Source organism: Bradyrhizobium sp. (assembly GCF_049512235.1).
Lineage (GTDB): Bacteria > Pseudomonadota > Alphaproteobacteria > Rhizobiales > Xanthobacteraceae > Bradyrhizobium.
The window spans coordinates 1-15,695 of sequence record NZ_JBEKXH010000117.1 but is presented as its reverse complement, the minus strand read 5'-3'; the positions used below and the strand labels follow the sequence as shown (position 1 = coordinate 15,695).

General features: G+C 62.7%; 11 protein-coding genes and 1 pseudogene. 8 read left to right on the top strand and 4 right to left on the bottom strand.

The features are described from left to right. Positions 1–32 precede the first annotated feature (32 nt). The gene (locus tag ABSG20_RS13320; RefSeq protein ID WP_423864969.1) at positions 33–425 is read right to left on the bottom strand and encodes a hypothetical protein; all 393 of its coding nucleotides are present in this window, start codon (positions 423–425) and stop codon (positions 33–35) included. 61 nt (positions 426–486) lie between these two features. Next, entirely contained in the window at positions 487–1,599 is a 1,113-nt protein-coding gene (locus ABSG20_RS13315; protein ID WP_423864968.1) for a hypothetical protein, read from the bottom strand. A gap of 1,882 nt (positions 1,600–3,481) precedes the next feature. Here ABSG20_RS13315 and ABSG20_RS13310 point away from each other — a divergent pair. Then, positions 3,482–5,569, top strand: a complete 2,088-nt coding sequence (locus ABSG20_RS13310) for a molybdopterin oxidoreductase family protein (RefSeq protein ID WP_423864967.1) — start codon at positions 3,482–3,484, stop codon at positions 5,567–5,569. Beyond that, entirely contained in the window at positions 5,566–6,348 is a 783-nt protein-coding gene (locus tag ABSG20_RS13305) for an enoyl-CoA hydratase/isomerase family protein (protein ID WP_423864966.1), read from the top strand. Before ABSG20_RS13310 ends, ABSG20_RS13305 begins: the two co-directional genes overlap by 4 nt. A gap of 56 nt (positions 6,349–6,404) precedes the next feature. On the opposite strand, the gene ABSG20_RS13300 is transcribed toward ABSG20_RS13305, so the two are convergent. Beyond that, positions 6,405–6,833 (bottom strand): GlcG/HbpS family heme-binding protein, encoded by a 429-nt coding sequence (locus ABSG20_RS13300; protein WP_423864965.1) that lies wholly within the window; start codon positions 6,831–6,833, stop codon positions 6,405–6,407. Beyond that, on the bottom strand, positions 6,826–9,789 hold the full coding sequence (locus ABSG20_RS13295) for an FAD-binding and (Fe-S)-binding domain-containing protein (RefSeq protein ID WP_423864964.1): 2,964 nt from the start codon (positions 9,787–9,789) through the stop codon (positions 6,826–6,828). The genes ABSG20_RS13300 and ABSG20_RS13295 overlap by 8 nt, the downstream gene beginning before the upstream one ends. 282 nt (positions 9,790–10,071) lie before the next feature. Between ABSG20_RS13295 and ABSG20_RS13290 the strand changes: the two genes are divergently transcribed. The 6 genes and pseudogenes from ABSG20_RS13290 to ABSG20_RS13265 form a co-directional block, all read left to right on the top strand. After that, positions 10,072–11,277 carry a pyridoxal-phosphate-dependent aminotransferase family protein gene (locus tag ABSG20_RS13290; protein ID WP_423864963.1) on the top strand — a complete coding sequence of 402 codons (1,206 nt, stop codon included), beginning with the start codon at positions 10,072–10,074 and terminating at the stop codon, positions 11,275–11,277. Between the two features lie 30 nt (positions 11,278–11,307). Further along, positions 11,308–12,591 (top strand): MFS transporter, encoded by a 1,284-nt coding sequence (locus tag ABSG20_RS13285; protein ID WP_423864962.1) that lies wholly within the window; start codon positions 11,308–11,310, stop codon positions 12,589–12,591. 118 nt (positions 12,592–12,709) lie between these two features. Beyond that, positions 12,710–13,915, top strand: coding sequence for a pyridoxal-phosphate-dependent aminotransferase family protein (locus ABSG20_RS13280; protein WP_423864961.1), 1,206 nt, complete (start codon positions 12,710–12,712; stop codon positions 13,913–13,915). 236 nt (positions 13,916–14,151) lie between these two features. Then, on the top strand, positions 14,152–14,949 hold the full coding sequence (locus ABSG20_RS13275) for an enoyl-CoA hydratase/isomerase family protein (protein WP_423864960.1): 798 nt from the start codon (positions 14,152–14,154) through the stop codon (positions 14,947–14,949). Between the two features lie 343 nt (positions 14,950–15,292). Continuing rightward, the gene (locus tag ABSG20_RS13270) at positions 15,293–15,514 is read left to right on the top strand and encodes a hypothetical protein (RefSeq protein WP_423864959.1); all 222 of its coding nucleotides are present in this window, start codon (positions 15,293–15,295) and stop codon (positions 15,512–15,514) included. Further along, positions 15,511–15,695: pseudogene (locus ABSG20_RS13265) on the top strand (hypothetical protein); the annotation flags it as partial. The gene ABSG20_RS13270 and the pseudogene ABSG20_RS13265, both read left to right, overlap by 4 nt.

The window sequence follows — 15,695 nt, the reverse complement described above, 5'->3', positions numbered from 1 at the left end:
CGGGGCCGGCACAGCCGCGTAGGCTTTCGCGGTCAGGTTGCCCACGGATTTGCCGGTGTCCCAATTTGTCGCGGAAACGTTTCGTTCGAGACGTATTTGTCCGCGTTACGCGCGCATTGCAGTCGGGTAGCCGCGATCGAAGCGTTAACGTCCCGGCCGACCTTTCCAGAGTCCGGACGAGGAATCCCAAACTTCTCCAGGGCATTCGCAAGCGCCGCCTGCATGGCTTCACTGAGTACATCTGGATCGATCGTGCAGGCCTCCCTGGTGTTGAGATATTCAAAATTGGCCTGCACAAATCGAGGATTGTGATAAAACGGACTGTTGGGATTGTAGTATTCGCCATTGCGATCGCGATACACTTCGATCGTTCCTGTTACCCTGACGCCGTTTGCGTCAGTGACGTCAAAGGACTCACTGGCCATAATGGTCTCCTGTCTTCGATGATATCGAGCGCTGGAAAGTCGGTGATGCGAGCGACGGAAATTACTCTGGCGTTTTGCACGCCGGCGGTAGCAGGACGTATAGTCCCTTCGATCCTTCGGGGCTGCCGTGCACTACGGCGGCAACGTCTGCATCCTTCGTCAGCTCTTGTACCTGCCGGCAGAACTCCTGATAGCTGGAGCCATCCGACTTCCTGGCGGCCAAGCCAAGCCAGACGTCTCCATGCCAATAAGCCGTATCACAGTATACGCCAGCGATCGCACTACCCGGGCCACTGTCGCCGAGGGGCGATGGCTCACTCCGATTGCAGGAAAGGCGACGATGTATTTTCGGGTCGATTGGATCCGGATCCTCGGCATCGACGCTCAGCATGATCAGCGCGGAAAGCCCAAAGCGCTCACCGTCGAAATACAATACGCCGGCGGGCACTCGCGGCGACTTCAGAGATGTCACCGGCTGCAGGACCATCGGGTCGGGCACCGCCAGATCGAGCGATTCAAGAAGAGAAGAACGTCCCATGAAGGTGATCAGCTTCTTTTCACGACTGCGGCGCAGCCATCGATCGAACTCATCAAATGCAAGATCGGAAAAATCGTTCGGCCCGATCGAGTGGATTTGATATAGCGGCGAGTACTTCTGGTAAATAAGCCGGAACGCCCAGGTCTCAGCTGCCCACTGGTCCAACGACGAGCCTCCCCGGCTCGCTCCGGTCCAAATCTCAGTCCATTTGGCTTGATCTTCGCGGGCCGCGAGGAAATCGAGCTCCGTGACAGGCTGCCGCAAAATATAGCCGACCACGCCGCGGAGGCAATCGAGGCGCATGGCCAGGCTGGGGTGACTTATCGTCAGAGAAAAATCCCCGAAAAGCTCCTCAGGCAGCACCTTCCGTGCACATGGGCTGACACTCGGAGGCTGACCGGCACCTTTGTTCAACAGCGTGGCCAGAATTTCCTGATACAGGTATTGCTCACGGATCGATACGCCCTCGGGCATGGCCAGATGAAATCCAATCTCGCTTTGTTCTTGCGCCGGTGACCATCGCTCGGCCGCCATCCAAGTTACGGGATTTGAGGGCCGCGCCGGGTCGGACAACGGCAGTGCGGTAGCGCTTTTGATCACGGGGGCCAACGAGATGGCCGCCAGGGCAAACGTCATGACGATCTGCGATGCCTGTATTCGGGCTCGGCGTGTACGGCGCCATTGCATGGCGTATTCTCTGGGTTCGATCTTTCAGATCGTGCCGCGCCATCGCGCCCTCGAACTGACGAAACAGTTCGGCCGACACTATTTCCCCGTTTCGCGGGACGCAACTGCGCTGCTGACGCGCTCGGTGCGCGATCGATGAAAGGCGCCGCGCGATCGCAGAGTATCCGGATTGCCCAAATGAGCATGCGCGTCTAGTGCTTGTGCCAATCGGGTGGGTCTTCTGACAGCCCAGCCGATGAAATAAACAATCACCAGGCCGGGCGGGAAAAACAGGAATACAAGTCAAGGCAAAACAAAAAGCCCGCTGCCAGTTTCCCGGCGCGAGCTTTTATTCTTGCGACCATGACAATATGCCAGTGATTTGCCCGACATGTCAATTCCTTTGACCAGCACCAGAATATTTTTGGCAGGCAGCGAGTAGCGCGCGTGAGGCCTCCGGTCCGTGCTTCGTCGCCGAGAGCGCCAGTACAGGGATCGATCAGGATCGCGGTGGCCCGCTTTGAACGAGGGAGGCCTCAACAATGATCGACGATGGGCAATGGTTCGTCGGAATCGACTGGGCAGCAAACGTAGCCCGGATGAGCGAAGCGACATCCGGGACTTTCTCCGGTCCCGCCGGTCCCGCATGTCGCTTAAGCTTTCTGCGGGCTACCGGCGCCGGGTCGCCCGGTCAAGCCGGCGACTAAGGCGGTGGGTGGCGCGGCGTCGCGTATCATAAAAACTGTTGGCCCGACGGGCTGGATCTGGTGCTTCGGCGCTATCAGTCCAGAACAAAAAATATTCCTGTTGCCTTTTTGTGCGAATCAGTTCATAACCATCCCGTCTCGTTCCAAATGAGGGGCGTATCGCGATCGTCACGGACGCGGGATGAGATGCGGTGGACGCGGCAGCGTTAGGCGTGCAGGGGTCGCAGGGCGGATTGATCTCCGTGAGCGAATTCCTTGTAGGCTAGACGACGGCGCTTGGCTCGCGGACGGGGAAGACGTGTGGTCCTGACACCTGAGGCTGGTGTCAAGTCTTTGGAGGCTCGTTCGGCTCAACCGGGTCGGACAAAGCCTTTAATCCGAAGGCGACGGTGGCAACAGAGCTTAGCTCGCCGGGGAGAGCACGCTATAAACCGTAAACCATTGCGTGCGGGAATGCCGGGTGTTTCCGGTGCCTCGCTGTGAATACTCGTGTGCATCTTCTACCTTTCGCACACGAGGCTGCGGGTGCCACTGGGCATCCGGCATTCCCCACGCCCTCTGTTTGGGCGGGAGTTCTGGCAACAGCCCGGGCGCATCGCGCCGCGGGACGCGAACTCATGTTCGGAACGTCCGTCGTCCGTCGTTGCGAGGAGCCCTTGCGACGAAGCGATCCAGTTTTCTCTCCGCGGCGCCAAAGCTGGATTGCTTCGCTAACGCTCGCAATGACGATTTCAGATCATTCTTTGCTCGGCTGTTTGAAAAGTGCATCGGAAATTATGTAGGGTGGGCCAAAAGCCATCAGGCCGCGCGAGCGCGCTAACCGATGGCGTGCCCACCAACTTGAGAATCATCTCAAGCGAGTGGTGGTGGGCACGGTGCGAAAAGCGCCTTTTGCCCACCCTGCGAATCAACAGAGTAACCTGGATGCCCTGTTTCCAGCCCTGTATTAACAGGGCTTAACAGGGAAAAGGTGTGGTCTTTCGGAGACACAACTTTCCCAACCGGCTGGATAGCCCTGCTTTCCGGCGGTTGTCGCAGTACTCGCCACCACTTTGCCCCTGTTGCATGGCGCGGGCGCAGTTTTGCGCGCTAATGCCGGATAAATGCGCTCGCGCGCACCGGTTTTGATGTGTACCTTTCGAACCATGAACCAGCAGACCAAAATCGCCATCCGGCATTCCACCTGTCCGCACGATTGTCCGTCGGCTTGCGCGCTCGATGTCGAAGTGATCGACGGTTCCACCATCGGGCGGGTGCGCGGTTCCAAATTACAGAGCTATACCGCGGGCGTGGTCTGCGCAAAGGTCGCCCGCTATGCCGAGCGCATCCATCATCCGGAGCGGCTGACCTATCCGCAGTGCCGGATCGGCCCGAAAGGCTCGGGCAGGTTTGGACGCATCTCCTGGGACGACGCGCTGGATGAGATCGCCGGTCGATTCGATCAGGCCGAGCGCGAATTCGGCGCTCAATCAGTGTGGCCCTATTACTATGCCGGTACCATGGGGCTGGTGATGCGCGACGGCATCAACCGTCTGGCGCACGTCAAGAAATATTCCCGCTTCTACTCGACCATCTGTTCGACCATCGCCCGGGTCGGGTTTGCCGCCGGTACCGGCAAGATCGCCGGAGTCGATCCGCGCGAGATGGGCGTCTCCGATCTGGTGGTGATCTGGGGCACCAATCCGGTCAATACCCAGGTCAATGTGATGACCCATGCGATGCGCGCGCGCAAAGAACGCGGCGCGAAAATCGCGGCGATCGATATCTACCACAATGACACCGTCAAGCAGGCCGACATCAAGATCATCCTGCGCCCCGGCACCGACGGCGCTTTTGCATGTGGCGTCATGCATGTGCTGTTCCGCGAGGGTTTTGCCGATCGCGATTATCTCGCGCGCTACACCGATTGTCCCGCCGAGCTCGAAGCGCATCTCAAGACCCGTACACCGGAATGGGCGTCGTCGATTTCGGGCGTGCCGGTCGCGGAGATCGAGGCTTTCGCCCGCGCGGTCGGCCAGACAAAACGCTCGTTCTTCCGGCTCGGCTATGGTTTTACCAGAAGCCGCAACGGCGCGGCGCAGATGCATGCGGCGCTCTGCATTCCCGCGGTCACCGGCGCCTGGCAATATCAGGGCGGCGGCGCGTTCTTCAACAATGCCGCGATCTGGAAGTTCAATGAATCCGTGATCGAGGGCCGTGATGCGATCGACCATGCCACGCGGCTGCTCGACCAGTCGAAGATCGGGCGCATCCTGACCGGCGACGCGGCGGCGCTGCAGGGCGGGCCGCCGGTCAAGGCGATGCTGATCCAGAACACCAACCCGATGGCGGTGGCGCCGGAGCAGGCGCTGGTGCGGCAGGGCTTTGCCCGCGACGACCTGTTCACGGTGGTGCACGAGCAGTTCATGACCGAGACCGCTGTCATGGCCGACCTCGTGCTGCCGGCGACGATGTTCCTGGAGCATGACGACCTCTATTATGGCGGCGGCCACCAGCACATTTCGGTCGGCGCCAAGCTGATCGAACCACCCGGCGAATGCCGCAGCAACCACGAGGTGCTGCGGGGGCTGGCCCGCCGGCTCAATGCCACCCATCCCGGGTTCGAGATGTCGCCGCGCGAGCTGATCGACGTCACGCTCAAGAGCAGCGGTCATGGCGGCATCGAGGCGCTGGAATCCGATCTGTGGCGCGACCTGCAGCCGGATTTCCGCACCTCGCATTATCTCGATGGATTCGCCCATGCCGACGGCAAATTCCACTTCAGGGCGGATTGGGCGCATGTGCCGCTCGGCAACGCCGGCATGATGGGCGCGTGGGACCAGATGCCGTCGCTGCCCGATCACTGGGCCGCGATCGAGGAGGCGGATGAAGTCCATCCCTTCCGGCTCGCCACCAGTCCGTCGCGCAGCTTCCTCAACAGCAGTTTCAATGAAACGCCGTCGTCGCAGGCGCGCGAAGGCGTACCCACTGTCATGATCCACCCCGAGGATGCGGCCGCGTTCGACATTGCCGATGGCGATGCCGTCACCCTCGGCAATGTGAGGGGTGAGACGACGCTGACGGCAAAACTTTTCGACGGCGTGCGCCGCGGCGTACTGGTCGCGGAATCGGTCCACCCGAACAAGGCTCATATCGGCGGCCGCGGCATCAACACGCTGACCGGCGCCGAGGCCGTCGCGCCGGTCGGGGGCGCCGCCTTCCATGACAACAAGGTCTGGGTCAGGAAGGCATGACAGACAATACCAGCGTGGTGCTTGAAAAGCGCGGGCAGGCTTTCTGGATCACCATCAACCGGCCCGAGAAGCGAAACGCGCTCAACGGCGATGTCATCGCCGGCATCGCCAGAGGTTATCGCGACGCGCATGATGATCCGGAGGTGCGGGTGATCGTGCTGACCGGGGCGGGCGACAAGGCCTTTTGCGCCGGCGCCGATCTGCAGAACAGCGGCGCGGCCTTTGCTTTTGATTTTTCCAGGCCGAATGTCGATTATGCCGATCTGCTGCGGCTGGCGCAGAACTCCACCAAGCCGGCGATCGCCCGGGTCGGCGGCGTCTGCATGGCCGGCGGCATCGGGCTATTGTGCATGACCGACATGGCGGTCGCTGCCGACCACGTGATGTTCGGACTGCCCGAGGTCAAGGTCGGCGTGTTCCCGATGCAGGTGATGAGCCTGTTGCAAGGGATAGCGCCCCGGCGCCTGGTCAACGAGTGGGCGCTGACCGGCGAACCGTTCGATGCACTGAAAGCACAGGCCGCGGGCCTGCTGAACTATGTGGTGCCGGCAACGGAACTCGACGCCAAGATCGACTGGCTGATCGGCCGCATCGTCGACAAGTCGCCGACCGCGATCCGGCGCGGCAAATATGCCATGCGCGCCATCGCCGCGATGTCGTTCGACGAAAGCATCGCCTACACCGAAAGCCAGATCGCCCTGCTGGCCATGACCGAGGACGCCAAGGAAGGCCTCAAGGCCTTCGCCGAAAAGCGCAAGCCGTCCTGGCCGGGGAAGTAAGACGGTAAGTTGTGAGTTATGCCAAGGCATAGGTCAACTAAATTGGATGCAAGGTCTTAACCCGCATTCGCCTTCAACCCCGCGGCCTCGATGCCGGCGATGGCGCAGCTTTCGTCATTGTCGGAGGTGTCGCCGCTGACGCCGACGGCGCCGAGCAGGACGCCGTCCCCGAGGATCAGCACGCCGCCGGGCACCGGCACCAGCCGGCCTTGCGCCAGCGTGTTGACCGCACTGATAAAATAGGCCTGCTCCTGCGCCCTCTGAAACAGCGCCCGCGATCCCATGCCCATTGCCAGCGCGCCGTAGGCCTTGCCATGGGCAATCTCGCTGCGCAGCAGGCTGGTGCCGTCTTGCGCCATGCAGGCTTTGACGCAGCCGCGCGCGTCCAAAACCGTGACCACGAGCGGCTTCAGTTTCTTCTCGACGCCCTTGGCCAGGGCGGCATCGAGAATCTTGCGGGCAACATCGAGGGTCAGTTCAGCCATGGCTCGGTTCCTTTGTGGCAGTGGAGGAAGTTTGATCGGATGGCGCGCGCAGGCTCATCGCCAGCACGCGTGCGACGTGGAGTGCTGCACGGTCCGTGCCATCGGCAATCTGGTGCCGGCACGAGGTGCCGTCGGCGACGATCAGCGTCGAGGACTCGGCGCGCCGCACCGCGGGCAGCAGCGACAGTTCGGCCATCTCGATCGAGGCCTGATAGGTCTCGGCGCCATAGCCGAAGGCGCCAGCCATGCCGCAACAGCTGGACTCGATGGTCTCGATCAGCAAATCGGGAACGAGCCGCAGCACCTGTTCGACCGGTTTGAATGCGTCGAAGGATTTTTGGTGGCAGTGGCCGTGCACGAGCACTTTGCGGGCCACGGAACCAAGCAGCAGTTGCAGGCGGCCGGCCTTGGCCTCGCGCGCGAGAAACTCCTCGAACAGCAGCGCCTGCGCGCTGACGCTCTTGGCGCTGGCGTCGGATCGCAGCGCGAGCAGCTCATCGCGCAATGTCAACAGACAGCTCGGCTCCAGGCCGATGATGGGCACGCCGCGCGCGGCGAACGGCGCGTAGGTCGCAACCAGCCGGTCGAGCTCGGTGCGGGCGTGACCGACAAGGCCCGCGGAAAGAAAAGTCCGCCCGCAACAGAGCGGCCGGCTGCCACCTGCGGGTTTCGGCAGGTGAACCCGGTAGCCGGCGGCGACCAGCACATGCAGCGCGGCGGTGAGGTTTTCGGGCTCGAAGGCGCGATTGAAGGTGTCGGCGAACAGCACGATTTCGCGGCCATCGGCCGGGCCCGTCGAATAGCTCTCGGAGCTGAACACATCGCGCCGCCAGGCCGGCAACGCGCGCTGCGCGCTGATGCCCGCGAATTGTTCGAACAGCCGTCGCAGCAGCGGACTGTTGTTGCGCCAGTTGGCGATCGGCGCAAAACGCGCGGCGAGATGAGCATAGCGCGGCAGGAAACCCACCAGCCTGTCGCGCAACGAGAGGCCATGCTTTGCCGCGCGCGCAGCCAAAACCTCGATCTTCATCTTCGCCATGTCGACGCCGGTGGGACATTCGTGGCGGCAGGCCTTGCAGGACACGCACAGTTTCAGTGTCTCCGTCATTTCATCCGACGTCAGCGCGTCCGGCCCGAGTTGGCCGGAGATCGCCAGCCGCAGCGTGTTGGCGCGGCCGCGCGTGACATCCTTCTCGTCACGGGTGAGGCGATAGGACGGACACATCACGCCGCCTTCGAGTTTGCGGCAGGCGCCATTGTTGTTGCACATCTCGATCGCGCCCTGGAAGCCGCCGCCGGCGCCGGGATAAGCGGACCAGTCGAGCACGGTCTTCAATTCGCCGACGCGGTAATCCGGCGGAAAGCGAAAGTGCGCCCGATCGTCCATCCTGGGGGCGTCGACGATCTTGCCGGGATTGAGCACATTATCCGGATCGAAGCGGTGTTTGATCTCCCTGAAATCGGCTGCGATGCGCTCCCCGAACATGACGGCGTGAAATTCCGAGCGCACGATGCCGTCGCCGTGCTCGCCGGAATGCGATCCCTTGTATTCCCGGACCATCGCAAAAGTTTCCTCGGCGATCGTGCGCATCGCCTTGACGTCCTTTTCGAGCTTCAGGTTCAGGACCGGCCGCACATGCAGACAGCCCTCCGAGGCGTGGGCATACATGGTGCCGCTGGTGCCGTGCCGGGCAAAGATGGCATTGAGCCGCGCGGTGTAGTCGGCCAGATGCGGCAGCGGCACCGCGCAGTCCTCGACGAAGGAGACCGGCTTGCCTTCTCCCTTCATCGACATCATGACATTGAGGCCGGCGGCGCGAAACTCGGCCATGCCGGTCTGCAGGGCGGGCTCTGTTATCTCGACCACGCCGCCCCATTTGCGTTGCGGCTGGTCCCAGCCGAATCCGAGATCGGCCATCAACTCGGAAAGCTGCTTCAGCCGCCGGATGTTTTCAGCCTGATCTTCCTCGGCGAACTCGACGATCAAGACCGCGTCGGGATCGCCGCGAACGGCCACCCCGATGATGGGCGCAAACATCGCGATCTCGCGGCCGAGCAAAAGCATGGTGCGATCGACCAGTTCCACCGCGATCGGGCGCAGTTTAACCAGATGCTGGGCGGCGTCCATCGCCTGGTAGAAACTGCCGAAATGGCAGACGCCCAAAACCTTGTTGCGGATCACCGGCCATAGTTTCAGTTCGACCTGGGTGGTGAAGGCGAGCGTGCCTTCGGAACCGACCAGTAGATGCGCCATGTTGTTGGGCGCGTTGCGCGGCACCAGCGCATCGAGATTGTAGCCGCCGACGCGGCGCTGTACCCTGGGAAATTTTTCGGCGATTTCGGCCGCCTCGCGGGCGCCGAGCGCGAGCAGGTCGGAAAACAGCTGGCGGGCGCGCACCTCGGCATTCTCATGCGCGGAAGCGCCCGACAACTCGCCGAAATGCAGCAGCGTGCCGTCGGCGAGCGCGGCGTCCATCGACAACGTGTTGTCGCGCATGGTGCCGTAGCGCAGCGAGCGGCCGCCGCAGGAATTATTGCCGGCCATGCCGCCGATGGTGGCGCGAGAGGCGGTGGAAACATCGACCGGAAACCACAGGCCGTGAGCCCGCAGCTTGCGGTTGAGATCGTCGAGCACGATCCCCGGCTCGACCACGCAGGTGCGGTTTTCGACGTCGAGCGAGATGACGCGGTTCAGATGTTTGGAGAAATCGATGACGATACCGTCATTGACGGTCTGGCCGCATTGCGATGTGCCGCCGCCGCGCGGCGTGACGATGCACCCCGCCTCGCGGCAGATCGATAGCGTCCGCAGCGCGTCGTCGATGCTGCGCGGCACCACGACACCGGCCGGCATGATCTGGTAGAACGAGGCGTCGGTGGCATAGCGGCCGCGGCTGAAGGAATCGAACAGGACCTCGCCTTCGGTTTCGCGCGCCAGGCGGTCTTCAAGCGTCATTGAGCCCTGGTTGGACATCCCACTCCCGCTGGCCGTCCCCTCCGCATCCGTGCTCGTAATTGGAGCGGTTGGGAAATGCAATTCGTTTGGAGCCGTTTTTAATTTTGAACGCAAAATTCGAATTGACCGATGGAGCCGAGGGGAGTCAGGTCGGCTCGGCCACGGCCGGGCCGTCCGTCCGTCCGCAGACATTCGACGGCGGCGGTCCGCTTGTTGCGCGATGCTTGAACGGGGGAAGGACTGAATGCAATATACTGCGGCCAGCCAGATCGGGAGGTATCCATGAACAACCAGGGGCGCCATTTCCTGCAGATTCCCGGCCCGAGCCCGGTGCCGGATCGCGTGCTCCGCGCCATGGACATGCCGGTCATCGACCACCGCAGCGCGCAATTTGCCGAGCTCGCCAAGACGGTATTCGCCGGTTGCCAGAAAATCTTCAAGACATCAGGTCCGGTCATCATTTTTCCCTCGTCGGGGACCGGCGCCTGGGAAGCGGCGATCGTCAACACGCTGTCGCCGGGCGACAAGGTCCTGATGGTCGAGACCGGCCATTTCGCCACGCTGTGGCGACAGATGGCGGCGCGCTGGGGCATCGAGGTCGATTTTATGCCGGGCGATTGGCGGCACGGCGCCGACCCCGCCGGCATCGAGGCGAAGCTCGCGCAGGATGTGGCGCACGCCATCAAGGCGGTCATGGTGGTGCACAACGAGACCTCGACCGGCGTCACCAGCCGGATCGGCGGCATCCGTGCCGCGATCGACAAGGTCGGCCATCCCGCGCTGCTTTTGGTCGATACCATCTCATCGCTGGGCTCGGTCGATTACCGGCACGAGGAGTGGAGGGTCGACGTCACCGTCAGCTGTTCGCAAAAGGGATTCATGCTGCCGCCGGGGCTCGGCTTCAACGCCATCTCCGAGAAGGCCCGGGCCGCGGCCAAGACCAACAGGATGCCGCGATCCTATTGGGACTGGGAAGAGATGCAAAAGCCCAATGCGGCCGGCTTCTTCCCCTATACGCCGGCGACCAACCTGCTGTACGGCCTGCGCGAGGCGATCGCGATGCTGCTCGAGGAGGGGCTCGACAACGTGTTCGCGCGTCACCAGCGCCTTGCCGCGGCCACCCGCGCCGCGGTCACGCATTGGGGCCTCGAAGTGCTGTGTCTTGAGCCTTCGGAATATTCACCTGTCCTGACCGCCGTGCTGATGCCGCCGGGGCACGACGCCGACCAATTCCGCAAGACCGTGCTCGAGAATTACAACATGTCGCTCGGCTCCGGCCTGTCCAAACTGGCCGGCAAGGTGTTTCGCATCGGCCATCTCGGCGAGTGCAACGAACTGACGCTGATGGGCGCGCTGTCCGGCGTCGAGATGGGGCTTGTCGCCGCCGGCGTGCCGCACCGGGCCGGCGGCGTCGATGCGGCCATGGCCTCGCTGGGAGCACGAACGGAGTCGAATTCCCCGCCGCATCTCAAGGTGGTCAAGACCTAGTGCACCGCAAAGGAATCGGGAGGATGAGAAATGCGGCTTCGCTTCAAGGCCACCCATGTCGTGCTGGCGATGCTGTGCATCATGTACTTCATCACCTATATCGACCGGGTCAACATCTCGACTGCGGCCAGCGAAATTCAGAAAGAGCTGGGCTTAAGCAACACCCAGCTCGGCTTCGTCTTCTCGGCCTTTGCCTATCCCTATCTGTTGTTCCAGGTGATCGGCGGCTGGGTCGGCGATCGCTTCGGGCCGCGCAAAACCCTGTTCTGGTGCGGCATGATCTGGGCGGCCTCGACCATCATGACCGGCTTTGTCGACAGCCTGCTGACCCTGTTCATTGCCCGTGTCGCGCTGGGTTTTGGCGAGGGCGCAACCTTTCCGACCGCCACCCGCGCCATGCAGTACTGGACCCCCGCGGGGCAACGCGGCTTCGCGCAAGGGCTCACCCACGCCTTTGCGCGGCTCGGCAATGCGATCACGCCGCCCCTGATTGCCGCGCTGATGTTCTGGCTGACCTGGCGCGGCTCGTTCGTTGCGCTCGGACTTGTCAGCCTCGCCTGGGGCGTGGTCTGGGCGCTGTATTTCCGCAACGAGCCCAAGGATCATCCTGGAATCACCGAGGCCGAACTGGCGTCGCTGCCGCCGCGCCCGCTGCACGCGCGGCCCCTCGTGCCATGGACCGCCTTGTTGCGCCGGATGTGGCCGGTGACAGTGACCTATTTCTGCTATGGCTGGACCCTGTGGCTCTACCTGAACTGGCTGCCGCTTTTCTTCAAGAACAACTACAGCCTGGACATCAAGAACTCGGCGCTGTTCGCTTCCGGCGTTTTCTTTGCCGGTGTGGTCGGCGACAGTTTGGGCGGCATCCTGTCCGATCGCATTCTGAAGAAGACTGGCAATGTCCGCTTCGCGCGGCTGAGCGTGACCGTCACGGGCTTTGCCGGCGCGCTGGCCTCGCTGCTGCCGATCCTGTTCACGCACGACATCACGGTGGTCGCGCTGTGCCTGTCGAGCGGATTTTTCTTCTCCGAGATCACTATCGGCCCGATGTGGTCAGTGCCGATGGACATCGCGCCGAAATATTCCGGCACAGCCGCCGGACTGATGAATACCGGCTCGGCGCTGGCGGCGATCGTTTCGCCGCTGGTCGCAGGCTACGTGATCGACGTCACGGGCAACTGGTATCTGCCGTTTTTGATGTCGATGGGATTACTGCTGCTGGGCGGTTTTTCGGCCTTTCTGATGCATCCGGAGACGCCGTTCGAGGAGGGCGACGTGATGCCGCCGGCCGGGCGTCCGGTCCCCGCCGGCTAAAGGTGACAAAGGCGGGATTTCCTAAGGGATTGACGGCGCCGGCCGGGCAGGGGACAAGCCCGCCGTATCGTGCTATTCGAGCCCAGCAAAACCGAAAATTCCGGGAAGGACGCGCCACATGACCTTGCACACTGGCAGGCATTTTCTCCAGATTCCAGGACCGACCAACGTGCCCGACCGGGTGCTGCGGGCGATGGACATGCCGACGCTCGATCATCGCGGTCCTGAATTCGCCGAGCTTGGTCACGTCGTGCTGGCCGGGATGCAGCGCGTTTTCCGCACCAAACAGCCTGTCATCATCTACCCCGCGTCGGGCACCGGCGCCTGGGAAGCGGCGATCGTCAATACGTTGTCGCCGGGCGACAAGGTGCTGATGGCCGAGACCGGCCAGTTCGCGGTGCTGTGGCGCGGCATTGCGGAAAAATTCAAACTCGACGTCGACGTCATGCCCACCGACTGGCGCCGCGGCGCTGATGTGGAGGAGATCGAGGCTAAGCTTGCCGCCGACCGTGCGCATGCCATCAAGGCCGTGTGTGTGGTGCACAACGAAACCTCGACCAGCTGCGTCACCCATCCGCTCGAAGTTCGCAAAGCGCTCAATCGCACCAACCACCCCGCGCTCTTGATGGTCGACAGCATCTCCGGCCTCGCCGCGCTGGAATATGAGCACGATGCCTGGGGCATCGATATTTCCGTGGCCGGGTCGCAGAAGGGCATGATGCTGCCGCCGGGCCTGAGCTTTAACGCGGTTTCGGAAAAAGCGCTCGCCGCCTCCAAAGCCAACACCTCGCTGCGGTCCTACTGGGACTGGCACGACATGATCGCGATCAACAAGCTCGGCACCTTTCCTTACACGCCGGCGACGAACCTGCTGCTGGCGCTGAAGGAAGCCATTGCGATGCTGGAGGAGGAGGGGCTCGATCACGTGTTCGCGCGCCATATGCGCCATGGCGCGGCGACCCGCGCGGCAGTCAAGGCCTGGGGTCTCGACCTCGTCTGCCTCGATCCGCACGGCTATTCGCCGGCGCTGACCGCGGTCATGATTCCCGATGGACATGACGCCGACGCCTTCCGCAAGGTGATCCTCGAAAATTTCGACATGTCGCTCGGCACTGGCCTTGGCAAGCTCAAGGGCCGGGCATTCCGGATCGGCCATCTCGGACATTTCAATGACCTGATGCTGATGGGAACGCTGGCCGGCGTCGAAATGGGCCTCGATCTCGCCAAGGTTCCGCATCGCAGCGGCGGCGTGCTGGCCGCCATGGACGTGCTGAAAGGCCGGGATGTGGTGTCGATGCCGAAATCCAAGGCGGCCGTGGCCTGAAGCTGGTTGAACCGCGATTGCCAGAGCAGTAACCTTCATTACGAATGGAACACCGTCATTGCGAGCCAACGGGTCGGCGCAAAGCGCCGCCCGCTGACAGGCTCCACGAAGCAATCCTCCGCAGTTGCGCGGGTGCAGGGATTGCTTCGTCGCTTCGCTCCTCGCAATGACGAGCAAGCGAGCGCGCGCAGCGTCGCGCGCCGATGTCATTTTGAAGCAAACAGAAAGAGCGTGCCATGAACGCCCCGGTACCAGCGACAGACGATCTGCTCTATGAGGTCGATGACGGCATCGCCCGGCTGACCTTCAACCGTCCGCAGGCGCGCAATGCGCTGACCTTTGCGATGTACGAGCGGATGGCCGCGATCTGCGAGGAGGTCAATGCCGACAGATCGATCAAGGCCATGATCCTGACCGGCACGGGCGACAAGGCGTTCGCCTCGGGCACCGACATCTCGCAATTCCGCGCCTTCAAGACCGCGCAGGACGCGCTCGATTACGAGGCGCGCATCGATCGCGTGCTGGGGACCCTGGAAAAGGTTCGGGTCCCGACGATTGCGGCCATTGCCGGCGCCTGCACCGGCGGCGGCGCCGGCATTGCCGCCTGCTGCGACATCCGGATCGGCACCGCGGCTGCGCGGATCGGTTTTCCGATCGCGCGCACACTCGGCAATTGCCTGTCGATGTCCAATATCTCCAGGCTGGTGTCCCTGATCGGCCCGGCGCGGACCAAGGATTTGATTTTCAAGGCCAGGCTGGTCGAAGCCGACGAAGCACTGGCGCTCGGCCTGCTCAACGAAGTGGTGCCTGATGTCGAGACGCTGACCCGCCGCGCCAGCGAGACTGCAAAGCTGCTCAAAAGCCACGCCCCGATCACGCTGGAAGTGACGAAAGAAGCGGTGCGCCGCATCCGCCGCACCTTGTCGCGCGACGAAGGCGAAGATCTGATCCTGCGCGCCTATATGAGCGAGGATTTTCGCGAAGGCATGGACGCGTTTTTGCAGAAGCGGACGCCGCAGTGGAAGGGGAAGTGATCCGCCCCACGAGCTTGCCGCGCTTGGCGACAACGCTGCGGTGGCGTGACGCGACAGGGTTTTCTTCCCGCAGCGCCGTCAGCATCGCTTCGCGGAGCACTGGTGGCCGGGATCGCCAGTGCTTGTTGCGGCCGAGAAGGCAAGCGAACCGTCGGCGCGCCAAGCCCAAATCCCCGCCGGTGTATAGAGCGAGCGCCTCGGCGAATGGACCTAGGAGCTGTAGACGGACTGGAGCTCAATAGCCAAGCAAGGCTGCCTCACCGAAGCCCAAAGGGCGAAGGCGGGCGGTGCACGCGAGCTCCGGCATGCCCTAAAATAAGAAAACAACCCCATGCAAAGTAACATGTCGCTGGCCATGGGAGCTCTGACCGATCCCGCAAAATATTTTGACACGTCGGGCAAAGCCAAGGCTGCCGCGGCCGTGCAGGTAAAACTCTCGTCGCACGGATACCACATCGACCATCCGGATTCGGAAGCAGGCGATCAGCTCATGGCCGACGCATTGGGGGTCGCTGATCGCGATGCGATGAATGGCATCCTGCGACAATTAGTGGGGCCAGCGTGAACGGGCAGAAGCCCGACGCGGTCAACCTCTCCTTCATGATTTCCATGATCAGAAGCATCAAGCCCGGGGACTGCGCCGAGGCCATGCTGGCGGCGCAGATGGTGTCCGTTCACGTGATAGCGATGCGATGTGCCTATCGCCTCGCCAACGCGGATGACATCGCTTTGCAAGACAGTGCCGG